A 22,127-nucleotide genomic window follows, 5' to 3' on the forward strand; every position below is an offset into this window, starting at 1 on the left:
GTTTCCATGATTAATCAAAAAAAGGCATTATCATCCTTCATCGAATATTTACAAATTGAAAAGAACAGTTCACATTACACCATTGAAAATTACAAACGTGATATTCACGAATTTTTTCTGTTCCTTAATGAACAGGGCATTGAGGACATCACGTCCGTTGAATATCTTGATGTCCGGTTATATTTAACGAATTTATATGAGAAAAAACTTTCTAAGCGAACTGTAGCAAGAAAAACTTCTTGTTTGCGGAGCCTTTATAAATTTTTACTACGTGAAGGTGATGTGAAGGATAATCCTTTTTCCCTTGCTTCTTTACCTAAAAAGGATCAAAGACTGCCACGTTTTCTCTATGAGAAGGAAATGGATCAGTTGTTTTCTTCTTTAAAGAAAGATTCACCGATAGGAATAAGGAACAATGCCTTACTGGAATTATTGTATGCTACAGGCATTCGCGTAAGTGAATGTTGTGATATTAAACTGCAGGATATCGATCTTTCCTTAGGGACGGTACTGATCCATGGAAAAGGAAAAAAAGATCGCTACGTTCCGGTTGGTAGATATGCACAGGAAGCGATAGATTTATACATACGTACAGCCAGGATGGAATTGACTTCGTCTGACGCCAAGGCGCATGTTTATTTATTTGTTAATTTTCGTGGAGACCCTCTGACACCTAGGGGAGTTCGCTATATATTAAATGAATTGATTAAAAAGTCAGCCGCAGATGGAAGTCTTCATCCCCATATGCTAAGGCATTCGTTTGCTACACACCTATTGAATAATGGGGCGGACATTCGCACGGTTCAGGAATTGCTTGGTCATTCAAAAATTTCATCAACGCAAGTGTATACGCATGTTACAAAAGACCAATTGAAAAAAGTCTACAATGCATCACATCCGCGGCCTTAAATGTTGAAAGGGGACACTTTATGACAACGATATTTGCAGTGCATCATAAAGGTGAATGTGCCATGTCCGGTGATGGGCAGGTTACTTTAGGAAATTCAGTAGTGATGAAGCATACAGCGAGGAAAGTAAGAAAAATCTTTAATGGTAATGTCCTTGCAGGTTTTGCAGGTTCCGTTGCAGATGCTTTCACTTTATTTGAGATGTTCGAAGCTAAACTTGAAGAGTATAATGGCAATCTTCAGCGCGCTGCCGTTGAAATGGCAAAGCAATGGAGAAGTGACAATGTATTGAGAAAGCTTGAAGCCATGCTAGTCGTGATGGATAAGAACCATTTACTGCTCGTTTCTGGCACCGGGGAAGTAATTGAACCGGATGACGGGATTCTCGCCATAGGATCGGGAGGGAATTATGCATTGGCTGCAGGCAGGGCATTAATGCGGTTTTCCAGTGACCACTTATCGGCAAAGGAAATCGCTCAATCATCTTTACAAATTGCAGCGGAAATTTGTGTATTTACAAATACGAATATAATCGTGGAAGAGTTGTAAGGAGGAGCGCAAATGTCAAAAAAAGCTAATTTAACACCGAGGCAAATCGTTGAAAAACTGGATCAGTATATCGTAGGGCAGCGTGAGGCAAAACGGGCAGTGGCAGTGGCTCTTCGGAATCGCTACCGACGTTCCCTTCTCTCGGATCAACTTCGTGACGAAGTCGTTCCGAAGAATATATTAATGATTGGACCGACAGGTGTTGGGAAAACAGAAATAGCTCGGAGAATGGCTAAATTGGTAGGTGCTCCTTTTGTAAAAGTTGAAGCAACGAAATTTACGGAAGTCGGGTATGTCGGCCGGGATGTAGAGTCCATGGTCCGTGACTTGGTGGAGACTTCCGTCCGCCTCGTGAAGGAAGAAAAGATGGCCAGCGTAAAGGAACGGGCAGAAGAAAATGCAAATCGCCGTTTAATAGAGCTATTAGTGCCATCCACTAAAAAGCAGAGTAATTTCAAGAATCCTCTTGAAGTCTTTTTTGGAGGCAATAACAATCAAGACGAACAGGACCCGGAAGAAAATTCCGAAGATTTAAGTTTGCAGGAAAAAAGAAAAATCGTCGCTGAAAAGCTGGCTAATGGTGAGTTGGAAAGTGAAATGATAACGGTCGAAGTGGAAGAACAGGCTGCTTCGATGTTTGATATGCTCCAAGGTTCGGGAATGGAACAAATGGGGATGAACATGCAGGACGCTTTAGGAAGCTTGATGCCGAAAAAAAGCAAGAAGCGCAAATTGAAAGTAAGTGAAGCGAGAACCGTTTTAACAAATGAAGAAGCGGCAAAATTGATTGATATGGATGAAGTAACTTCCGATGCAGTATACGGGGCTGAGCAAAATGGGATTATCTTTATTGATGAAATAGACAAAATTGCAAGTAAGCAATCTGGAAGTTCATCAGCGGATGTATCAAGAGAGGGTGTCCAAAGGGATATCCTGCCAATTGTTGAAGGTTCGACAGTAGTGACTAAATATGGGTCAGTTAAAACGGATCATGTCCTATTTATTGCTGCTGGGGCCTTTCATATGGCTAAGCCATCCGACCTTATCCCTGAATTACAAGGTAGATTCCCAATTCGTGTTGAATTGAACAAACTGACTGTAGACGACTTTGTACGGATTCTTCATGAACCGGATAATGCCTTGTTAAAACAATATGTTGCTTTATTAGAAACTGAAGGTATAGAAATTGAATTTTCTGACGATGCTGTTCGTAAGATAGCTGAAGTGGCCTTCGAAGTAAATCAAAACACTGACAATATTGGTGCAAGAAGACTTCATACCATTTTGGAACGGTTGCTTGAAGACTTATCGTTTGAAGCTCCGGAAATAACGATGGAGAAGATTACAATTACCCCCCAATATGTCGAAGGTAAGCTTGGTTCTATCGCCCGGAACAAAGATTTAAGCCAGTTTATCCTTTAATTAAGAAACAATTGGGCAATGATATGCCTACGCAATGAACATAAAATTACGGAAATACAACTTCATAGTTATTGTGAACCATGGTATTTTTAGGAGGAACAAATCAAATGAACTTATTAGCAAAAACAAGAAAAATCAATGCAATGCTCCAAAAAGCAGCAGGTAAAGCAGTTAACTTCAAGGAAATGGCTGAAAGTTTAAGTGAAGTTATCGAAGCGAATGTATTCGTCGTCAGCCGCCGCGGGAAATTACTTGGCATAGCAGTAAGTCAGCAAATTGAAAACGAACGCATGTACAAAATGTTGGAAGATAAACAATTCCCTGAAGAGTACACAAAAAACCTTTTCAATATTCCCGAAACCTCTTCGAATCTTGATATCGAAAGCGAATATACTGCTTTCCCAGTCGAAAATAAAGAGCTTTTCGCAACTGGATTAACAACGATCGTACCGATTATGGGTGGGGGAGAACGTTTAGGAACATTGGTACTTGCCCGATTACAAGAAAAATTTCACGATGATGATTTAATTTTGGCTGAATATGGTGCGACTGTAGTCGGCATGGAAATCCTGCGTGAAAAATCAGAAGAGATAGAAGAAGAAGCTCGTAGTAAAGCTGTCGTTCAAATGGCAATATCTTCGTTATCTTACAGCGAATTGGAAGCAATTGAGCACATCTTTGAGGAGCTTAAAGGTAATGAAGGTCTGCTTGTAGCATCCAAAATTGCAGACCGTGTCGGCATCACCCGTTCCGTTATCGTAAATGCACTAAGGAAACTGGAAAGTGCAGGAGTCATTGAATCACGCTCTCTTGGAATGAAAGGTACTTATATCAAAGTATTGAACGATAAATTCCTACTTGAATTAGAGAAGCTTAAAAATAATTAACATACTAAAAAGGCAGTCCTTGAAAAAGGGCTGCCTTTTTTTTGTGATATTTGGATCTGTTGCTGTTCTGGGACTAACAGGCAAATGCGGGTGAATGACAGGGGTAGAAAGGAAAAAGAGGTAATTCGGATTAAATGGAAATGTGAATATAGACATGTTTTCTATTAGAAGCAGTAAAGATAGTTAAATATTTCTTGAAAAGGGTAATTATATCATTATAACTGTCGATATGATGAAAATGAACAATGATGTTACTTTTTGATTATAAAAATCCTATAGATAACGGGTTTCAGCCAGCTAGGAATTTTGTCGAATGGATCAAAGCTTTAAAAAACATCGTTTTTTTCAAAAAAAGAAAAAATGCAGTAATCATTTGTTTTCTTAAGAATCCTTTATTTAAAAGGGTGAAATAAACTAAAATGAAATAATTAATTTAAAGTAAAGTTGAAAATTAGTTCTAAAGTATCAGGTATATGGATTTGTTTTTCGATATGATATATAATCTAATAGAAGTAAAATTTGGTTAATATGTAGAATATCATAATAAAATGTAATATAACGTCATATTAATCCTGTAATTATACTAATAAAAACGACAAATTTGAGCAATTTGTGACAATTTTCGACGATAATGGGTCTAAAGTCCATGTGTTGTTTATGGACATAGTTATAATGTTTCTTTAAAATTAAAACGTAAATGCGCTGGGTTAATTTATTGATAAAGTCATTATCTGTTAATTATAGAAAGAGGTGATCGATGTGGAATTATTTTCGAATACTTTTCAATCACTTGAAAATGCCCTTGATTATTCTAATGCCAAACAAAAAGTCATTTCACAGAACATAGCCAATTCGGATACGCCTAATTATAAAGCTAAAGAGGTCGACAAAATACAATCCTTTAAGGGAGAACTGGAATCTTCCCTGGAGTCATATCGTACCGATGAACGACATTTTACCTTCAAATCAGAGGGGAGGCATGCTTCTCACATCGTGACGCAGAAAAATGTCCGATATAACAATAATGGAAATAGCGTGGACGTTGATAAGGAAATGACGGATCTTGCTGCCAACCAGATTTATTATAATGCAGTAACCGACAGGCTTTCAGGTAAGTTTCAATCATTGCAGAATGTAATTAGAGGAGGTAAGTGATGGGAATCTTCCAAAGTATAAACATTACCGGATCTAGCCTGACGAGTCAAAGGGTAAGGATGGATGTAATCTCCGCTAATATGGCTAATGCCGATACTACCAGGGCGGAATATGACGCTGAATCAAAAACATGGAAGCCATATACAAGAAAATCGGTTGTGCTGCAAAGTAAGGAAAACGGTTTTTCGAGTTTCTTAAACGCAGCATCAGGAAAAACGAGCGAGGTAGGGAATGGAGTGAAGGTGACTGGAATAGTAAAAGATAAAACACCTTTTGAACTGGATTACAATCCCGAACATCCTGATGCCAATGAAGATGGTTATGTTGAAATGCCAAATGTCGACCCGCTTCGGGAAATGGTTGATTTAATGAGTGTCACACGCTCATACGAAGCAAATGTGACAGTTTTAAATGCATCAAAGGGAATGATGTTGAAAGCTTTGGAAATCGGGAAATAAAAGTTTGAAAGGGGATTGTTGATATGGAGGGGATTTCTCTTTCTGCAGTGAACAATGCAAGTAATGTTTTGAAAAAAGAGCAAAACAATACTAATACACCATACGAAGCACAGCGAGATTTTGCGTCGGTATTAAAAGAATCAATGAATAAAGTTAACGAAACACAAGTGGCATCTGATGATCTTACAACCAAATTGGTTAATGGGGAGGATGTTGAGCTTCATTCGGTGATGATAGCTTCACAAAAAGCCAGCGTTACCATGCAGGCTACATTAGAGGTTCGGAATAAGGTTGTGGAAGCCTACCAGGAAATGATGAGAATGAGTATATAGCATTCATTTTTTAACCTCATTTATATAGAGAAAAATGACCAGGGGGAAAAGTAATCCCCCAATCATAAATTCATAGACTGACCGGGGGATTTAAATGAATGAAGTACTAGTGAACTTTAAAAACAAAATAACTGCTTACTGGACCAGCCGCAGTAAAAAACAAAAATTCATGATGAGTGGTTCAGCGGCATTAATTATCATCATCATTACGGCAGTTTCAATTTTAACCACGCGTACGACGCTGGTGCCCTTATATTCCAACTTAACTCCTTCGGAAACGGGGAGCATTAAAGAAAATTTAGACAGTCAAGGGATTATGAATGAAGTTTCTGAAAATGGAACGACCATAAAAGTTCCAGAAGAAAAACTGGATTCACTTAAAGTGGAGCTGGCAGCTGAAGGAATTCCGGAATCAGGCAGTATCGACTATTCCTTTTTTAGTCAAAGTGCCGGTATCGGAATGACCGAAAATGAATTCAATGTCATTAAACTTGACTCGATGCAAACGGAATTGGCCAGTTTAATAAAAAAGATTGATGGAGTAGAAGATGCCAGTGTTATGATCACTCTTCCTGATAAAGGAGTTTTTGTCAGTGATTCAGCTGGGGAAGCGTCAGCATCCATTGTATTGAATACGAAACCCGGTTATAAATTTGAAGAAAGTCAAATCAATTCCCTTTATCATCTGGTCTCAAAAAGTGTTCCGAATCTCCCTACAGATAATATCGTCATTATGAACCAAGAGTTTGAGTACTTCGATCTTGAAAATGAAAATTCTTCTTTCGCGTCCGCATTTGCTACCCAAAACGAAATAAAAAAAGAAATAGAACGCGATATTCAAAGACAGGTACAAAATATGCTAGGAACGATAATGGGGAGAGACAAAGTGGTTGTTTCAGTCACGACAGACATTGATTTCACTCAAGAAAATCGGGAAGAGAATTTAGTGGAACCGGTCGATGAAGAAAATATGGCTGGAATTGAAATTTCTGCGCAAAGGATCAATGAATCGTATAGCGGTGACGCAGCAGGTGCAGGAGGCGTTCCGCAAAGTGAGGATTCCTCAGATTCATTGGGATCGAGTTACGTTGAAGGCACAAACGGATCCGGTGATTATGAAAAAGTGGATGAAACGATAAATAATGAAGTGAACCGAATCAAGAAAGAAATAGTAGAAAGCCCATATAAAGTCCAAGATTTAGGTATTCAGGTCATGGTCGAACCGCCCACAGCTGACGATCCGAATTCTTTATCTCAACAGAGTATGGATGATATTACACAAATCCTTGGTACGATAATCCGCACGACAATCGAGAAAAAAGCTGAAGGGGAAGAGCTGACGGACGAGGAGCTTAATAATAAAATTGCGATTTCCGTTCAGCCGTTTAACGGAAAAATGAAGTTGCAAAAAGATGAAACGAAACCTTCGTTACCAATATGGGCATACATCGTCGGCGGAGTGCTAATACTTGCCATTATCATTCTCTTAATCTTATTCCTCCGTTCCCGAAAGCAAGCTGAAATGGAAGAGGAATACGTGGTTGAAGAGGAAGAAGTCGTATTCGATGTTCCGGATCTGAACAAAGAGAAGGAAACGGAAGCATCTTTAAAAAGAAAACAACTGGAGAAGCTGGCAAAAGAAAAGCCGGATGAATTTGCAAAATTATTAAGAAGCTGGATAGCAGAAGACTAGGAGGCTTAAGAAAATGACAGATAGAAAAAAAAAAGCCGGATTGACTGGCAAACAGAAAGCTGCCATCCTCCTTATTTCCTTAGGCCCGGATGTTTCTGCATCCGTTTATAAGCATCTTTCCGAAGAGGAAATTGAGAGATTGACCCTTGAAATTTCGGGAGTGAGGAAAGTGGACTCCCAAGATAAAGAGGAAATTCTGGAAGAATTCCATAATATTGCTTTAGCGCAGGATTACATCTCCCAGGGCGGGATAGGATATGCCAAGCAGGTACTTGAAAAGGCATTAGGTACTGATCAGGCAACCGCCATCATTAACCGTTTAACATCATCCTTGCAGGTTCGTCCATTCGACTTTGCGAGAAAGGCAGATCCTGGACAGATCTTGAATTTCATTCAGAACGAGCATCCGCAGACCATTGCATTGATCTTGTCCTATCTTGATCCCACACAGGCTGGACAAATATTGTCTGAGCTTCCGCAAGAGGTGCAGGCCGATATTGCAAGAAGGATTGCTTTAATGGATAGCACTTCTCCGGAAATCATCAATGAAGTGGAGCAAATACTTGAAAGGAAACTTTCAGCTACTGTAACCCAAGATTATACACAGACTGGTGGAGTGGAAGCCGTTGTAGATGTGTTGAATGGTGTTGACCGCTCAACGGAAAGAACGATCTTGGATGCACTTGAAATCCAAGATCCGGAGCTTGCTGAGGAAATCAAGAAACGAATGTTTGTTTTTGAAGATATCGTGACCCTTGATGGCAGAGCGATTCAGCGCGTTGTCAGGGAATCCGATAACGAAGATCTTAAACTTTCTCTTAAAGTGGCTAGTGATGAAGTGAAGGAAATCGTTTTCCGAAACATGTCAAAACGTATGGTTGAAACGTTCGAGGAAGAAATGGAATATATGGGGCCAGTACGTTTGCGTGATGTAGAAGAAGCACAATCAAGAATTGTTGCCGTCATTCGACGACTGGAGGAAACTGGAGACATCGTGATTGCCCGCGGCGGAGGGGATGATATCATTGTCTAGGATTATCAAATCCCAGCAGGCTAACCAGGAGAAAAGCAAAAAGATAGCGATAAAAGTTCGCCCTTTTGACTTTCTTCAAAATGATGATGCAGATGAGCGAAAAAACCTTCATTATATTCAATCTGATGAATTTCTCAAAGATGCCAAACAGGAAGCGGAAACGTTATTGCTCGATGCTAAGCAAAAAGCCCAAGCGATTGCTGCTGAAATCCAGCAAGACCGAGAACAATGGGAGAATCAAGAAAAAGCAATGTTTATCGAACAAGCTCAAAAAGAAGGGTATCAGCAGGGCGTCGAAGATGGGATCCAAAAGGGTTATAGCGAGATTGCGGCGGAAATAGCTTTCGCAAAAGAAGTGGTGGAGTCCTCTAAAAAAGATTATCGGCACCATATCGAATCATCTGAAACCGTTATTTTGAATCTTGCCCTGAAGGTGGCAGAGAAAATTATCGGGCAACAGCTTGAAAAAGATGAAGAGTCTTTTTTATCCATAGTCAAAAGAGCCATCAAAGAAGTGAGGGATTACCGTGAAGTGCAATTGCATATCCATCCGATCCGATATTAATCGATTCTTTCTCATAAAGATGAGTTGATGGCAATCTTTCCGAAAGATACTGAGCTGTATATCTTTCCGGATGATGAGCTTGGAGAAAGCAGCTGTATCATCGAATCCGAAAACGGAAGGATGGATGCGAGTGTCGACAGTCAGCTGCAGGAAATAAAAGTGAAACTAACTGAATTGCTGGAAGGGGAATAAAGATGAAAACTAGAGACCTATTGCCCTTGGTTGATGAAGTTGATCCATTCAAACATTATGGACGGGTCAAACGTGTCGTGGGGTTAATGATAGAATCTCAAGGCCCTGAAAGCTCTGTAGGTGATGTTTGTTATATCCATACAGGCATACAAAAAAAGAAAAACCGAATCTTAGCAGAAGTGGTCGGTTTCCGTGATGAAATGGTTATTTTAATGCCATTTACAGCAGTTAGTGATATTGCTCCGGGCTGTATCGTGGAAGGAAGCGGACGAAGCCTTGAGATAAAGGTGGGAAGCGGGCTTATTGGCAAAGTAGTCGATCCATTGGGACATCCCATTGATGACTCACTTCTTCCAAAAGGTCTGGCGACAATTTCTGTGGATCAAGATCCGCCGAATCCGATGAAACGACCTCCCATTAATGAACCGATAGATGTAGGAGTCCGGGTGATTGATAGTTTATTAACAGTTGGTAAAGGACAACGTGTTGGTATCTTTGCAGGAAGCGGCGTAGGGAAAAGCACGTTGCTTGGTATGGTAGCAAGGAATACGACGGCTGACTTAAACGTAATTGGTCTCATTGGAGAACGTGGCCGTGAAGTTCGTGAATTCATTGAGAAAGATCTTGGGCCGGAAGGGCTGGCACGATCAATCGTTGTAGTGGCGACATCTGACCAGCCAGCGTTGATGAGGATAAAGGGTGCTTTGACAGCAACTGCCATCACGGAATATTTTCGTGATAAGGGATTGAATGTGATGCTGATGATGGATTCGGTCACGAGGGTTGCGATGGCCCAGAGGGAAATTGGGCTTGCCATCGGGGAACCGCCGACGACCAAAGGGTATACCCCCTCCGTTTTCGCCATCCTGCCAAGGTTACTCGAAAGAACGGGTACAAATCAGCTCGGTACCATTACAGCTTTTTATACGGTACTCGTCGACGGTGATGATATGAATGAACCGATTGCTGATGCTGTCAGGGGAATTTTGGATGGTCACTTCATACTGGACCGAAACTTAGCCAATAAAGGACAGTTTCCAGCGCTCAATGTATTAAAGAGCATTAGTCGTGTCATGAACAATATAGTTGGTGACAAGCATAAAAACGCCGCGGAAAAATTACGGGCAAGTTTATCAACCTATATGGAGTCGGAAGATTTGATTAATATAGGAGCTTATAAGAAGGGTTCTTCCAAACAAATTGATAAATCGATTACACGCTATCCGGAAATCATTTCATTTTTGAAGCAAGGAACCCATGAAAAAGCTACCAAAGATAATAGTATCAATGCCCTTGTCGAATTGATGGAGAAAGGTGATTAATAATGATTTATCAATATAAATTCGAGAAGATCCTGACCATCAAAGAAAAAGAAAAAACCGATGCACTAGCTAAATATAATGCTGCTTTAAAAAAATTTGAAGAAGTGGCAGAAAAGTTATATAAGCTTTTAAAGAAAAAGGAAGAGTTGCTTGAGTTTCAACAGGAAAAGCTGCGAAATGGATTATCCATACAGGAAATTCGTCATCATCAGTTATTTATGGACAACTTGGAAAAACTCTTAAACCACTGTCAACAGGAAGTCATTGAAGCGCGATACAAGATGAATATTCAACGGGATATATTAATGAAAAGAAATATCGAGGTTAAAAAGTACGAGAAAATGAAAGAAAATGATTTTCTTAAATTCCTCGATGTCATTAAGGAAGCTGAGAACAAACAAATGGATGAAATATCAATCCGGCAATTCTTAAGCAAAGGCGTAAGGTGATGGAATGCGTAAAAAAAGTGAATCTAATGGATTGGAAGAATTGGAAGAAAGCAAGATAAGTAAGTTTCAATGGTTTCTTGTCATCTTCATTCCGTTAATCTTTGCGGTAACTGTAGCGTTGCTCGTTTTTACAGTTGCAGGGGTGAATGTAGTGGAAAAGGCAAAGGATATGTCTGCGAAAATACCCTTCATTGAATCGGATCAAAAGGATGAAGAGAAAGATAAACCAGCCAAGAGTGATGAGAAAGTTTCCATGAAGCTAGAAAAATTAGAAACCGAGATTGAAAACAAGGAAAAAGAGATAGAAAAGCTTGAGAGCATCATCGATACACGTGACAAGGCCATTGAAAAAGCAGAAGCGGAAAAACAGCAGATTCAAACAGAAATGAATCAACTTAAAGATAGTCAGAATAATAGTAAACAAGCGTTCAAAGATATAATCCGTACTTATGAAACGATGGCTCCCAAGAAGGCTGCACCTATCATTACCGAAATGAATGATGAAGATGCAGTGGAGATACTCTCAAGTATGAAAGCAGCCACTTTAGCTAAGGTTTTGGAGCAAATGACAACGCCTGATGCTGCAAGGTTAACGAAGAAACTAACGGAACAAAGTTCTTAAGTAGAAAGAGTTAGGAGGTGAATATATGAATTCTACCATTAATTCTTTACTTCCCTTGGCATCATTAAGTCTAAAGGAACCAATTAAGCTAAATCAGCAAACTAATTCAGGGTTTGGGTCAGTCCTTCAATCAGCGATAGGGGCAGAACCTCCCATTCCATCGGATATAGGTGGCAACCCTGAAGGACGAATGTCTGAAATAAACGATTTGCTTGGTTTTTTGAAACTTGAAAGGTTAAGTGATACAGGGGAAGAGAGTGCAGCCGTTGCCCCTTCAGTTAACAAACAAGACAGCAACTTTATTTTACAGGTGCTAAAAAATATAGTTGGAAATGATGAGGGTGCCCTTGATGATTTCTTTGCGAGCATCGAGGAACTGGATTTAGAACAAGAAGGTGATGACTTCAGTCTGAATCCACAAAGTTTGTTATCAGCCAATGTCATGGAACTGTATACCACCCTGAAAAAAGTTACTGTATTGAGCGAAGAAAAATGGCATGACCTCCCATTATCTGGTGTGGTGAATCTTTTGAAACTGGTGAAAATTCAAGATCTTCTCTCGGAGAATAAGGATATGACACAAGATGAAGCGGCCATCCAGAAACAAATGAAACACCTGCTTGAAGGGATAACGGGGAAGCTGGAGAAATGGCTGTCCAATCAGTCAAAATCAAAAACAGAACCTGACCAATCCAACACTTTGGAGAAAGGGCAAACTAAAGCAATAGAAACATTTAAAAGCGCATTCTCGCATTTATCTGGGAGTGACAAGGTAAATAAAGACGGAGCAGTCGCTAGCAGTGTGACTTTGCAAAGTCCGGATAGCGGTAAACATCAGGGGTCTGGTATGCCTTTTCTCATGACAAAGCTTGAGCAATTCGTCTTGGCGGCTCCCAAAGTTGAGCAAACTGCCAGTCAAGATAAGTATGTTAAGCAATTTGAAAATATTTTAAGTAAGGCGAACTTTAGCGGAACTAACGGTGTAAATAAACTGTTGATCAGATTGAATCCTGAACATTTAGGGTCCCTAAGAATCGAGCTGATTCAAAAGGATGGTTTGTTGTCAGCTAAGATTCTGGCTACTACTGCACAGGCCAAAGATATGCTGGAGAATCAGATTCATGGTTTAAAACAAGCATTTAGCGGACAAAACATTCAAATTGAAAGAATTGAAATATCACAAGCCTTCAATGCTTTTAACTCTGAGAAATTCAGCCAGAAAGATGCGGATGAACATAATGAACAACAGGAGAGTAAGGAAGAAAGCAATGATGAGACGGAAAGCGAGTTTACGGGATCCCTTGCCGATGCTCTGTTAAATCTGGAAGTGTAGGTGAAAAAATGACGACCATCGATACGTCACTATTATTATCAAAATCTCAAACTGAAAACAGAAAAACCGGGGATGCATTGGGAAAAGATGATTTCTTGAAATTGTTGCTTACCCAGCTTCAAAACCAAGATCCGTCAAGTCCGATGGACAATACGGAATTCATCGCCCAAATGGCCACTTTTTCTTCTCTGGAACAGATGATGAATATGGGAGCCCAAATGGAAGAAATAATCGGGATCAATCAACAAAATAGTTTAATGAACTATAACTCTTTTGTCGGAAAGGAAGTCACTTGGCACAAATTGGATGAAGGCGATGATGACCTTGCGATAGAAGAAGGAACAGGCATCGTTAAATCGATCCAATATAAGGGTTATGGCGTTTATTTTCTTTTAGAAGATGGCACAAAGCTTGAACCCGCAAATATCTCGGCAATGAAACAAACAAGTTCCACGTCGAATAGCTTGACGGCGGCAAGTGAATTAATAGGCAAGCGCGTTTCCTGGATGGATGAAAAAAATGGAGAGACATCAGCTGTCGTAATCTCGGTATCCATGAGTAATGGCAAACTGCAAATTGAAGTGGATGATGAAAATAAAACCAAGTTATCATCAGAGCAATTGATAAAAATCGCTGAAGCTTAAGGGGCGGGAATATGAATAAACTTGGTTTTTAAGCAAATTTCGCTCAGCTTTTGCCGCAAACAAAATTACCGTTAAGGCAAAGGCAGATGATCCAGCAAGGCTTTCAACAGCATTTTCAAGCTGCTGTCTCCACAAATGAAAAAATGACCATCAGTAAACATGCTCAATTTCGCATGAGTCAAAGGAGTATAGAAATAGCGTCACAAACCTGGGACAAAATAGCCCTTAAAGCCAATGAGGCCAAAAAAATGGGTGTAACCGAATCTCTTATCATTACAGAGAATGCGGCACTGATTGTAAGCACGAAAAACAATAAGGTCATCACAGTCATGGACAGGGAAGAAGCAACATCACAAATTTTCACGAACATCAATGGAACCATAATTTTAGATAAATAGGCTGGACCTGAAATAGGAAGCCTGGACTGCGGAATGACGGAAGCAGTCTTTATATGAAAGGGGAGCTTTTACATGCTTCGTTCAATGTATTCGGGAATAAGCGGATTAAAAAACTTACAAACAAAATTGGATGTTATCGGTAATAACGTCGCCAATGTCAATACATATGGTTTCAAAAAAAGCCGTGTGACATTCAGCGATGCGATGAACCAAACGGTATCTGGTGCAAGTGCAGCAACAGCCAATAAAGGAGGAACCAATTCTAAACAAATTGGATTGGGCTCCACGATTGCTACTATCGATACGATCCATACACAGTCAAGCCTGCAAACCACCGGCCGCGATCTTGATTTAGGAATATCTGGTGATGGCTATTTCGTCGTCAAGCAAGGAGATTCTCTTTCATATACACGTGCAGGAAACTTTTATCTGGATGATAATGGTACGCTTGTCAACGCGAATGGTTTGAAAGTGCAGGCTTACAAGGTTGATGAAAACGGGAAACGATCAAAAACGATTGGCGACGTTGCTGTTAACGTCAATGCGATTTTACCTGCCATTACAACTACTAAAATATCAGTAAGTGGAAATCTAGCTGCTGACGCAATTGATGGTACCGTATTTAGCCAGCAAATGAAAGTTGTGGATGACAAGGGTAAAGAACAAACGGCAACTATCTATTTCCAAAAAAACGGTGATGATAAATGGGAGCTTTTTGATGAAGAACCTGCTGCTTTGGGGGATACATCAGCTACTAAACCAAAACCGTTCACTACGGTTAATTTCGACGCAAATGGTCAGATAGTGGCTGCTGATAAAACCCAGGCAACCATAAACATTTCAAGCGGCAAAGAGGATGACTCGGATACACCAGTTGATGAAAGCGTACAAAAAGTTAATTTGGATTTTGATTTCTCGAATCTTACTCAAGTTAAAGGTTCCACCACTGCTCTTGTCAATCCGGATGGTAATAAAGAAGGTAAACTGGAAAGCTTTAATATTGGGTCATCAGGGGAAATAAATGGCGTTTATTCCAACGGTCTGATCATTACCTTAGGCCAACTGGCCGTCGCCAAGTTTTCCAATGCGTCTGGCTTGACGAAAACAGGAGGCAATACTTTTCAGGAATCAATAAATTCAGGTACTGCAAATATCAATATCGCAGGTGAGGGGCGCGGTGTTATTGCATCAGGTTCTTTGGAAATGTCCAATGTGGATTTATCCGAAGAGTTTACTGAAATGATCGTTGCTCAACGTGGTTTCCAGTCGAATTCGAGGATCATCACGACGTCGGATGAAATTTTACAGGAATTGGTTAACTTAAAACGATAGGTTAAGGGAGGGAGGAGCCAGGTGCTTTTTGCCCTGGCTCCTAAATATCATTATCAAAGTCACAAGGCTCAATGGAAAATGCTTTTATATCAATGCATTGTACATAGACACAGTCGAGTCATTGCCAGATACGACCATTACTTTTACAAATGGTAAGAAAATCGTTGTGCTAGAGAAGGAAGAGGAACTGGTTGAAGCTATTATACAATTTTATCGTACCGTTAATATTCTCGGTTTTCGTAAGGATGTGGAGGAAAGTTCATGAAAAAAAATCTATTGACCATTATGTTGATTATACTCGTGGCTATAACGCTTGTTGGTGTCATAGCGGTCGTGGTTGTGACAAAGTTATCTGATCCCACATCTGCCGAAGATAAACCTAGCATTGACGAAATTGTCAAATCATCAGTTGAAATTCCTGAAATTACTACGAATCTTGCCGGCAATGATTATATCAAAATCTCATTTATGGTCCAAACAGAAAATAAAAAAGCAAAAGAAGAGTTGGAAAAAAGAAATTTTCAAGTGAAGAATATCATCATTACCGAACTATCAGAAATGAAAGCGGAAGAGTTAACCGGTAAAAAAGGCAAGGAAAAGCTTCAAGAAGCGTTAAAGACTAGAATGAATGACTTAATGGAAGAAGGAAAAGTTGAAAAGGTTTATATAACCTCCTCGATTCTGCAATAAGAACATCCTTGCTTCATTAAATAAGAAGGAGAAGCTTTGGAGGTGAGTGTTAATGTCCGGGGAAATATTATCGCAAAATGAAATCGATGCTTTGTTATCGGCCATTTCCACAGGTGAAATGGATGCAGATGATTTAAAAAAAGAAGAAGTAGAAAAAAGAGTGAAAGTATACGACTTTAAAAGGGCGCTTCGGTTTTCTAAGGATCAAATCCGGAGTTTGACCAGGATACACGAGAACTTTGCAAGGCTGCTGACCACATACTTTTCTGCTCAGCTTAGAACATATGTCCAAATATCCGTTGCTTCGGCAGATCAACTTCCTTACGAAGAGTTTATCCGATCGATTCCTAAAATGACCATCATGAATGTTTTTGAGGTGCCGCCCTTGGATGGCCGAATCATTCTTGAGGTCAACCCGAATATCGCTTATTCCATGATGGATCGCGTTTTGGGCGGGCGGGGCATAAGCGTGAATAAGGTGGATAGTTTAACTGAAATAGAAACGAAAATCATGTCGAATTTATTCGAGAAGGCTTTTGAAAATTTACAGGAGGCTTGGGGAACGATTGTTGAAATCGAACCGGTGATGACAGAGTTCGAGGTGAATCCACAATTTTTACAACTGGTTTCACCCAACGATACTGTTGTGGTCATTTCCTTGAATACACAAATCGGCGAAACGATCGGAATGATTAATGTTTGCATTCCTCACGTCGTATTGGAACCGATCATACCAAAGTTATCCGCTCATTATTGGATGGAAAATTCCCAAAAGGAAAAAATCCCGGAGGAAATCATGATTTTGGAAAAGCGTATCCGAAACGCAGATCTTCCCATTATTTCCGAACTTGGTTCCACAGACATCACCATCGAGGATTTTTTGCTGCTTGATGTTGGCGATGTCATCGATTTAAATAAGGCAATCGATGAACCTTTGACGATTACCATTGGAGGGATCCCAAAATACAGCGGGCAGCCAGGAAAAGTAGGAAAAAAACATGCTATCCAGATTCTTGATAGTTTGAAAGGGGGAGACGAAGATGGTAAGTGATGGAATGCTTTCACAAGACGAGATAGATGCCCTTTTAAAAGGTACAAGTGATATAGAAGATGAGGTGTACCCTCTCTCGATTGACGATTATTTATCGATGATGGAACTCGACGCCCTCGGTGAAATCGGTAATATCTCCTTCGGAAGTTCGGCCACTGCCCTATCCACTTTGTTGAATCAGAAAGTGGATATCACCACTCCGACGGTTACATTGATTGAAAGGGGACAGATCGCGGAAGAATTCCCGCATCCGTATGTAGCGATTCAAGTGCAATATACAGAAGGTTTTTCAGGTATAAATATGCTGGTCATCAAGCAGAGCGATGCTGCTATCATTGCGGATTTGATGCTTGGCGGAGATGGGGAGAATCCTTCTGACCTGCTTGGGGGAATTCAATTGAGTGCTGTCCAGGAAGCCATGAACCAAATGATGGGTTCTGCTGCGACATCCATGTCGACAATTTTCAGTAAAAAAGTGGATATTTCTCCACCTAGCATAGATTTACTTAACTTTTTAAATGGTGAAGGTGAAAATGCGATACCGGACGAGGATTTATTTGCAAAAATCTCATTCCGTCTCCGTGTCGGCAGCTTAATTGATTCCAGTATCATGCAATTGCTGCCGATAGAATTTGCTAAAGGGTTAGTTTCTGAATTATTAAATGGGACGAGCGAAAGCGATCCTGCCGAGATGAAAACGCAAAACGTACTAAGTGAACCAGTAACAAACATTCCAACTCAGGAGCCGGCACAATTCCAGGACACCCGGTCTGATCGATCGTCAAATGAAACTTATGGACAAAGAGGTCACCAAACCCAATCTAAGAACCAAATACCGAATGTACCACAACATTTTGGAGTTTCATCCGTACCAACAGGACAGCCGGTAAATGTTCAGCCTGCCAGTTTCACCAGTTTTCAGCCTTATCAGCTTCAGGAGTCTGAAACGAAAAATCTCAGCATGCTGATGGATATCCCTTTGCAGGTAACAGTGGAGCTTGGAAGAACGAAACGCTCCGTCAAGGATATTTTGGAGCTGTCCTCCGGATCGATCATCGAATTGGATAAGTTAGCGGGAGAGCCAGTGGATATCCTAGTAAACAGCCGCTTGATAGCAAAAGGCGAGGTAGTGGTGATTGATGAAAACTTTGGAGTACGTGTTACAGATATCATGAGTCAAAGTGACCGATTAAATAAAATAAGATAATTTGGGGGACGAAAATTATGGCTAATAGAATTTTAATTGTGGACGATGCAGCATTTATGAGAATGATGATTAAGGATATCCTTTCAAAAAATGGTTTTGAAATAGTCGGGGAAGCAGCAGATGGCTCCCAAGCAGTGGAAAAATATAAAGAAACTCATCCGGATCTTGTAACGATGGATATTACCATGCCTGAAATGGATGGAATTACAGCATTAAAGGAAATTAAAAAGGTAAATCCTCAAGCTAAGGTCATCATGTGTTCAGCGATGGGACAGCAAGCCATGGTCATTGATGCGATCCAGGCGGGTGCAAAAGACTTTATCGTGAAGCCATTCCAGGCAGACCGTGTTTTGGAAGCCATAAATAAAGTATTAAGTTAAGAGGGTGTCTTCATATTGTTTTTAATTAAAAAATGGCTTCAGGTCTCACTGATGATAGCAGTATTCTTCTCTGGGGCCATACAGGCCCATGCGGAAGATCTTGAAAAAACAGTGAAGGATGTTTATGAACAGCCAGATGATTTAAAGGTGGATAAAGGTGAATCAAAAGGCTCGAAATTTACCAAACAGACAACGAATCCTGACAAAGTGGGGATAACCGTTTGGGAGTTTCTGAGGATGATATTTGCTACTATTTTTGTAGTGGCCCTTCTATATATCCTATTAAAGTTCATCAATAAAAAAAGTAAGTCGTATCAAAAGGCAAATTCAGTGGAGAATTTAGGCGGTACGGGCCTTGGCGCAAATCGTTCTGTCCAGCTTGTTAAAGTCGGCGGGAGAATATTGGTGATCGGGGTCGGTGAAAATATTCAGCTCTTGAAAGAAATAGATGATCCCGAGGAATATGAACAGCTTTTGAAAGATCACAACGATAAGATCGATCAAATGATCCAGCCTGGGGAACTTGCAATGAAGTTGAAAAATAAGTGGTTGAAGAAAAGCGGATCCGAAACCGCCAGTTTCTCTGCAGAGTTCAAAAGTCAACTTGATCAATTGTCTGATAGCAGGAAAAAGCTGTTAAAGGAGCTTGATAGGAAAGGAAGAGACAATGAATGAATGAATGAGTTCATGGAGTTTTTTAATAACAGTGATCCCACTAATGTCTCTACTTCCGTCAAACTTGTTCTACTGATGACTGTCTTATCGCTGGCTCCAAGCATATTGATCTTGATGACCTGTTTTACAAGAATCATCATTGTCCTGAGCTTTGTGAGAACATCGCTAGCTACACAGCAGATGCCGCCGAATCAGGTGTTGGTCGGCCTGGCACTTTTCATGACATTTTTCATAATGGCACCGACTTTACAGGAAGTGAATGAAAAGGCATTAACCCCGTTATTTAATGAAGAGATAGATTTAGAAGAAGCATATGTACAGGCCTCGATACCATTTAAGGAATTCATGAGTGCCCATACAAGGCAGAAGGACCTTGAGCTATTCTTGGAATATGCCAAGGTGGATAAGCCTGAAACGATACAGGACATTCCCTTGACTGCCTTTGTACCAGCTTTTGCAATCAGTGAAATCAAAACAGCTTTTCAAATAGGTTTCATGATTTTCATTCCCTTTTTGGTTATTGATATGGTCATTGCAAGTGTCCTGATGTCGATGGGGATGATGATGTTGCCGCCAGTCATGATTTCCCTGCCATTTAAAATCCTCCTTTTCATTCTTGTAGACGGATGGTATTTAGTGGTGAAGTCTTTATTACAGAGTTTTTAAGTAGGTGAGAAAAAATGAGTGCAGATTTTGTTATTGATATAGCAGAAAAAGGAATTTATATGGTTTTGATTATCGCTGGCCCATTGATGGTAATCGCTCTTATTGTAGGACTATTAGTAAGCATCTTTCAGGCGACTACACAGATTCAGGAACAAACCTTGGCATTTGTTCCGAAAATCGTGGCAGTCTTATTGGGACTCATTTTATTGGCTCCATGGATGTTGAGCCACCTATTATCATATGCAAATGAAATATTCGGTAATCTGAATCGATTTGTAGGGTAGGGCATGGAGGAATTGTTTCCGCACTTTCCCGCCTTTTTATTAATTGTGGTCCGGGTCACTACGTTTTTCGTGGCCATGCCGATTTTTTCGTACCGTTCAATACCGGTACAACATCGGGTCGGGCTTGGAATCTTCCTTGCCTGGATCATGTACTACACCATTGATGCTCCGGTTCTGGAATTGGATGTCACATTTTATTTATTGATCATGAAGGAAGCGCTTGTTGGCCTTTTCATTGGGTTTGCAGCGTATATGATTTTATCGGCCGTTCAAATCGCTGGCGGATTGATTGATTTTCAAATGGGTTTTTCAATAGCGAATGTCATCGATCCCCAAACGGGGGCACAAAGCCCGTTGATGGGACAATACCTTTATACAATCGCTTTATTATTCCTATTGAGTACTAATGGCCATCATTTGCTTTTGGATGGAATTTTTTATAGTTATCAGTTCATCCCGATTGACCAATTATTTGTACCATTCGGAGATCATGCGCTGATAGAATATTTGGCCAAAGCTTTCAGCAAAGCTTTCATGATTGCTTTTCAAATGTCCATACCTGTGGTGGGAAGTATTTTCTTAGTGGATGTCACGCTAGGAATACTTGCCAGGACAGTTCCTCAATTAAATGTGTTTGTTGTTGGGATTCCAGTGAAAATCATTGCCGGATTAGCGGTTATCATACTGGTAATGGGGATGATGATGACGGTTGTTACCCAACTCTTCAATTTCTTGCTTTTGACCATGCGTCACCTAATGCAGTTGATTGGAGGCATTTGATATGGAGAGGTTTCAGCTGGATTTGCAGTTTTTCGCTGGAGAAAAGACCGAAAAGGCGACTCCCAAAAAACGTCAGGATTCGAAGAAAAAAGGTCAGGTGGCAAAGAGTCAGGATGTAAATACCTCTGTCAATTTAATTGCAGTGTTTTCAGTGTTATTGCTTATGGGACCGTACATGCATAATCATTTGCTCGGTCTTATGAAAGAATATCTGCAGCATTTTACCTTGGCTGGATTCAGTGAGGAGAATATGCAAATTATCATGATAGAGGTTTTAAAGGAGATGGGCCTTATCCTAGGACCCGTTTTTGCAGCAGCGATAGTGGCTGGGATATTGGCTAATGTCATGCAAGTCGGGTTTTTGTTTTCGACTGAATCCATACAGTTCAAACTTGATAAATTGGATCCCATTAAAGGATTCAAACGTATTTTTTCAATGAGGGCTATTGTTGAATTATTGAAATCCATTCTTAAAATATCATTTGTTGGTTTTGTTGCCTTTTATGTACTATGGCAGCGCATGGACGAGATTATGATTTTATCACAGATTTCTGTGGAAGAAGCGATGGCAACATTGGCGGATATTACGATTAAAGTAGGATTTTATGCTGCCGTGGCTTTATTGTTCATTGCTCTATTAGACTATTTGTATCAAAAATATGACTTTGAAAAAAACATCCGGATGTCCAAACAGGATATTAAGGATGAGTATAAAAATTCCGAAGGGGACCCGCTCATCAAATCCAAGATAAAGCAAAAGCAGAGGCAGATGGCCGCTCAAAGAATGATACAGGAAATTCCCAATGCGGATGTCGTCATCACTAACCCGACGCATTTTGCTATTGCTTTAAAATATGATGAAGAAAAATCTGAGGCTCCGTATGTAGTGGCAAAGGGCGTTGATTTTGTTGCCCAGAAAATTAAATTCATTGCCAAAGAAAACGATGTGATCATGGTGGAAAATCGGCCTTTGGCCAGGTCTTTATATGATCAAGCTGAATTAGGCCAGGCGATACCTGAAGAGTTCTTTAAGGCGGTCGCTGAAATACTGGCCTTTGTATATAAAACCAAAGGTAAACTGTAAAGAAGTAATAGGGTAA

Annotated in this window: 26 protein-coding genes and 1 pseudogene; all 27 read left to right on the plus strand. The window is 40.2% G+C overall.

The annotated features are described in order from the left end of the window. Nucleotides 1-6 precede the first annotated feature (6 nt). The 27 genes and pseudogenes from xerC to flhB all read left to right on the plus strand — a co-directional run bounded on the left by xerC (nt 7) and on the right by flhB (nt 22,111). Nucleotides 7-909, plus strand: coding sequence for a tyrosine recombinase XerC (xerC, locus tag V3595_RS12460; RefSeq protein ID WP_048684877.1), 903 nt, complete (start codon nt 7-9; stop codon nt 907-909). A gap of 20 nt (nt 910-929) precedes the next feature. Next, complete coding sequence (hslV, locus tag V3595_RS12465) at nt 930-1,457, plus strand: HslVU peptidase proteolytic subunit (protein ID WP_048684874.1); 528 nt, start codon at nt 930-932, stop codon at nt 1,455-1,457. Nucleotides 1,458-1,469: 12 nt separating this feature from the next. Further along, a complete protein-coding gene (gene hslU, locus V3595_RS12470) occupies nt 1,470-2,879 on the plus strand; it encodes an ATP-dependent protease ATPase subunit HslU (protein WP_048684871.1) in 1,410 nt (469 codons plus the stop codon). A 107-nt stretch (nt 2,880-2,986) separates the two neighbouring features. After that, complete coding sequence (gene codY, locus V3595_RS12475) at nt 2,987-3,766, plus strand: GTP-sensing pleiotropic transcriptional regulator CodY (protein ID WP_057278408.1); 780 nt, start codon at nt 2,987-2,989, stop codon at nt 3,764-3,766. 759 nt (nt 3,767-4,525) lie between these two features. Further along, complete coding sequence (gene flgB / locus V3595_RS12480; RefSeq protein WP_402900280.1) at nt 4,526-4,921, plus strand: flagellar basal body rod protein FlgB; 396 nt, start codon at nt 4,526-4,528, stop codon at nt 4,919-4,921. Then, a complete protein-coding gene (gene flgC / locus V3595_RS12485; RefSeq protein ID WP_485907438.1) occupies nt 4,921-5,379 on the plus strand; it encodes a flagellar basal body rod protein FlgC in 459 nt (152 codons plus the stop codon). Before flgB ends, flgC begins: the two co-directional genes overlap by 1 nt. A gap of 23 nt (nt 5,380-5,402) precedes the next feature. Beyond that, nucleotides 5,403-5,711: a flagellar hook-basal body complex protein FliE gene (gene fliE, locus V3595_RS12490; protein ID WP_485907440.1), complete on the plus strand. Its 309-nt coding sequence runs from the start codon at nt 5,403-5,405 to the stop codon at nt 5,709-5,711. Nucleotides 5,712-5,805: 94 nt separating this feature from the next. Beyond that, a complete protein-coding gene (gene fliF, locus V3595_RS12495; protein WP_485907442.1) occupies nt 5,806-7,404 on the plus strand; it encodes a flagellar basal-body MS-ring/collar protein FliF in 1,599 nt (532 codons plus the stop codon). Between the two features lie 13 nt (nt 7,405-7,417). Then, nucleotides 7,418-8,437, plus strand: coding sequence for a flagellar motor switch protein FliG (fliG, locus tag V3595_RS12500; protein WP_485907444.1), 1,020 nt, complete (start codon nt 7,418-7,420; stop codon nt 8,435-8,437). A gap of 166 nt (nt 8,438-8,603) precedes the next feature. Further along, nucleotides 8,604-9,194 (plus strand): annotated as a pseudogene (fliH, locus tag V3595_RS12505) (flagellar assembly protein FliH). Nucleotides 9,195-9,196: 2 nt separating this feature from the next. Continuing rightward, nucleotides 9,197-10,516 carry a flagellar protein export ATPase FliI gene (gene fliI / locus V3595_RS12510; protein ID WP_485907446.1) on the plus strand — a complete coding sequence of 440 codons (1,320 nt, stop codon included), beginning with the start codon at nt 9,197-9,199 and terminating at the stop codon, nt 10,514-10,516. A 2-nt stretch (nt 10,517-10,518) separates the two neighbouring features. Continuing rightward, nucleotides 10,519-10,965: a flagellar export protein FliJ gene (gene fliJ / locus V3595_RS12515; protein ID WP_485907448.1), complete on the plus strand. Its 447-nt coding sequence runs from the start codon at nt 10,519-10,521 to the stop codon at nt 10,963-10,965. Nucleotides 10,966-10,969: 4 nt separating this feature from the next. Further along, the gene (locus V3595_RS12520; protein WP_485907450.1) at nt 10,970-11,587 is read left to right on the plus strand and encodes a MotE family protein; all 618 of its coding nucleotides are present in this window, start codon (nt 10,970-10,972) and stop codon (nt 11,585-11,587) included. A gap of 25 nt (nt 11,588-11,612) precedes the next feature. Then, nucleotides 11,613-12,920, plus strand: coding sequence for a flagellar hook-length control protein FliK (locus V3595_RS12525; protein ID WP_485907451.1), 1,308 nt, complete (start codon nt 11,613-11,615; stop codon nt 12,918-12,920). An 8-nt stretch (nt 12,921-12,928) separates the two neighbouring features. Then, the gene (gene flgD, locus V3595_RS12530; RefSeq protein WP_485907452.1) at nt 12,929-13,564 is read left to right on the plus strand and encodes a flagellar hook assembly protein FlgD; all 636 of its coding nucleotides are present in this window, start codon (nt 12,929-12,931) and stop codon (nt 13,562-13,564) included. A gap of 50 nt (nt 13,565-13,614) precedes the next feature. Beyond that, nucleotides 13,615-13,962: a TIGR02530 family flagellar biosynthesis protein gene (locus V3595_RS12535; RefSeq protein WP_485907454.1), complete on the plus strand. Its 348-nt coding sequence runs from the start codon at nt 13,615-13,617 to the stop codon at nt 13,960-13,962. A 72-nt stretch (nt 13,963-14,034) separates the two neighbouring features. Continuing rightward, entirely contained in the window at nt 14,035-15,294 is a 1,260-nt protein-coding gene (locus V3595_RS12540) for a flagellar hook protein FlgE (protein ID WP_485907455.1), read from the plus strand. Nucleotides 15,295-15,343: 49 nt separating this feature from the next. Next, a complete protein-coding gene (locus V3595_RS12545; protein WP_241591309.1) occupies nt 15,344-15,559 on the plus strand; it encodes a flagellar FlbD family protein in 216 nt (71 codons plus the stop codon). Continuing rightward, nucleotides 15,556-15,984, plus strand: coding sequence for a flagellar basal body-associated protein FliL (gene fliL, locus V3595_RS12550; RefSeq protein WP_485907457.1), 429 nt, complete (start codon nt 15,556-15,558; stop codon nt 15,982-15,984). Before V3595_RS12545 ends, fliL begins: the two co-directional genes overlap by 4 nt. A 52-nt stretch (nt 15,985-16,036) precedes the next feature. Further along, nucleotides 16,037-17,035 (plus strand): flagellar motor switch protein FliM, encoded by a 999-nt coding sequence (gene fliM / locus V3595_RS12555; protein ID WP_485907459.1) that lies wholly within the window; start codon nt 16,037-16,039, stop codon nt 17,033-17,035. Next, nucleotides 17,025-18,242, plus strand: a complete 1,218-nt coding sequence (fliY, locus tag V3595_RS12560) for a flagellar motor switch phosphatase FliY (protein ID WP_485907461.1) — start codon at nt 17,025-17,027, stop codon at nt 18,240-18,242. Before fliM ends, fliY begins: the two co-directional genes overlap by 11 nt. Nucleotides 18,243-18,259: 17 nt before the next feature. Then, a complete protein-coding gene (gene cheY / locus V3595_RS12565) occupies nt 18,260-18,622 on the plus strand; it encodes a chemotaxis protein CheY (RefSeq protein WP_485907463.1) in 363 nt (120 codons plus the stop codon). A 15-nt stretch (nt 18,623-18,637) separates the two neighbouring features. After that, nucleotides 18,638-19,297 carry a flagellar biosynthetic protein FliO gene (locus V3595_RS12570; RefSeq protein WP_485907465.1) on the plus strand — a complete coding sequence of 220 codons (660 nt, stop codon included), beginning with the start codon at nt 18,638-18,640 and terminating at the stop codon, nt 19,295-19,297. Then, nucleotides 19,298-19,963 carry a flagellar type III secretion system pore protein FliP gene (fliP, locus tag V3595_RS12575; RefSeq protein ID WP_485907467.1) on the plus strand — a complete coding sequence of 222 codons (666 nt, stop codon included), beginning with the start codon at nt 19,298-19,300 and terminating at the stop codon, nt 19,961-19,963. It begins immediately after the preceding gene. Between the two features lie 14 nt (nt 19,964-19,977). Further along, on the plus strand, nt 19,978-20,247 hold the full coding sequence (gene fliQ / locus V3595_RS12580; protein ID WP_101224658.1) for a flagellar biosynthesis protein FliQ: 270 nt from the start codon (nt 19,978-19,980) through the stop codon (nt 20,245-20,247). A gap of 3 nt (nt 20,248-20,250) precedes the next feature. Further along, nucleotides 20,251-21,027, plus strand: a complete 777-nt coding sequence (gene fliR, locus V3595_RS12585; RefSeq protein WP_485907468.1) for a flagellar biosynthetic protein FliR — start codon at nt 20,251-20,253, stop codon at nt 21,025-21,027. Between the two features lies 1 nt (nt 21,028). Further along, a complete protein-coding gene (gene flhB / locus V3595_RS12590; protein ID WP_485907470.1) occupies nt 21,029-22,111 on the plus strand; it encodes a flagellar biosynthesis protein FlhB in 1,083 nt (360 codons plus the stop codon). Nucleotides 22,112-22,127 lie beyond the last annotated feature (16 nt).

The sequence above is a fragment of the Bacillus sp. CFBP9009 genome (genome assembly GCF_036541465.1).
Classification (GTDB): Bacteria; Bacillota; Bacilli; order Bacillales; family DSM-1321; genus Peribacillus.

What these genes read in the sequence shown, in the direction of transcription:
- xerC (WP_048684877.1), top strand. Translation starts at nt 7, where the DNA reads ATGATTAATCAAAAAAAGGCATTATCATCCTTCATCGAATATTTACAA.
- hslV (WP_048684874.1), top strand. Translation starts at nt 930, where the DNA reads ATGACAACGATATTTGCAGTGCATCATAAAGGTGAATGTGCCATGTCC.
- hslU (WP_048684871.1), top strand. Translation starts at nt 1,470, where the DNA reads ATGTCAAAAAAAGCTAATTTAACACCGAGGCAAATCGTTGAAAAACTG.
- codY (WP_057278408.1), top strand. Translation starts at nt 2,987, where the DNA reads ATGAACTTATTAGCAAAAACAAGAAAAATCAATGCAATGCTCCAAAAA.
- flgC (WP_485907438.1), top strand. Translation starts at nt 4,921, where the DNA reads ATGGGAATCTTCCAAAGTATAAACATTACCGGATCTAGCCTGACGAGT.
- fliE (WP_485907440.1), top strand. Translation starts at nt 5,403, where the DNA reads ATGGAGGGGATTTCTCTTTCTGCAGTGAACAATGCAAGTAATGTTTTG.
- fliF (WP_485907442.1), top strand. Translation starts at nt 5,806, where the DNA reads ATGAATGAAGTACTAGTGAACTTTAAAAACAAAATAACTGCTTACTGG.
- fliG (WP_485907444.1), top strand. Translation starts at nt 7,418, where the DNA reads ATGACAGATAGAAAAAAAAAAGCCGGATTGACTGGCAAACAGAAAGCT.
- fliI (WP_485907446.1), top strand. Translation starts at nt 9,197, where the DNA reads ATGAAAACTAGAGACCTATTGCCCTTGGTTGATGAAGTTGATCCATTC.
- fliJ (WP_485907448.1), top strand. Translation starts at nt 10,519, where the DNA reads ATGATTTATCAATATAAATTCGAGAAGATCCTGACCATCAAAGAAAAA.
- V3595_RS12520 (WP_485907450.1), top strand. Translation starts at nt 10,970, where the DNA reads ATGCGTAAAAAAAGTGAATCTAATGGATTGGAAGAATTGGAAGAAAGC.
- V3595_RS12525 (WP_485907451.1), top strand. Translation starts at nt 11,613, where the DNA reads ATGAATTCTACCATTAATTCTTTACTTCCCTTGGCATCATTAAGTCTA.
- flgD (WP_485907452.1), top strand. Translation starts at nt 12,929, where the DNA reads ATGACGACCATCGATACGTCACTATTATTATCAAAATCTCAAACTGAA.
- V3595_RS12540 (WP_485907455.1), top strand. Translation starts at nt 14,035, where the DNA reads ATGCTTCGTTCAATGTATTCGGGAATAAGCGGATTAAAAAACTTACAA.
- fliL (WP_485907457.1), top strand. Translation starts at nt 15,556, where the DNA reads ATGAAAAAAAATCTATTGACCATTATGTTGATTATACTCGTGGCTATA.
- fliM (WP_485907459.1), top strand. Translation starts at nt 16,037, where the DNA reads ATGTCCGGGGAAATATTATCGCAAAATGAAATCGATGCTTTGTTATCG.
- fliY (WP_485907461.1), top strand. Translation starts at nt 17,025, where the DNA reads ATGGTAAGTGATGGAATGCTTTCACAAGACGAGATAGATGCCCTTTTA.
- cheY (WP_485907463.1), top strand. Translation starts at nt 18,260, where the DNA reads ATGGCTAATAGAATTTTAATTGTGGACGATGCAGCATTTATGAGAATG.
- fliP (WP_485907467.1), top strand. Translation starts at nt 19,298, where the DNA reads ATGAATGAGTTCATGGAGTTTTTTAATAACAGTGATCCCACTAATGTC.
- fliQ (WP_101224658.1), top strand. Translation starts at nt 19,978, where the DNA reads ATGAGTGCAGATTTTGTTATTGATATAGCAGAAAAAGGAATTTATATG.
- fliR (WP_485907468.1), top strand. Translation starts at nt 20,251, where the DNA reads ATGGAGGAATTGTTTCCGCACTTTCCCGCCTTTTTATTAATTGTGGTC.
- flhB (WP_485907470.1), top strand. Translation starts at nt 21,029, where the DNA reads ATGGAGAGGTTTCAGCTGGATTTGCAGTTTTTCGCTGGAGAAAAGACC.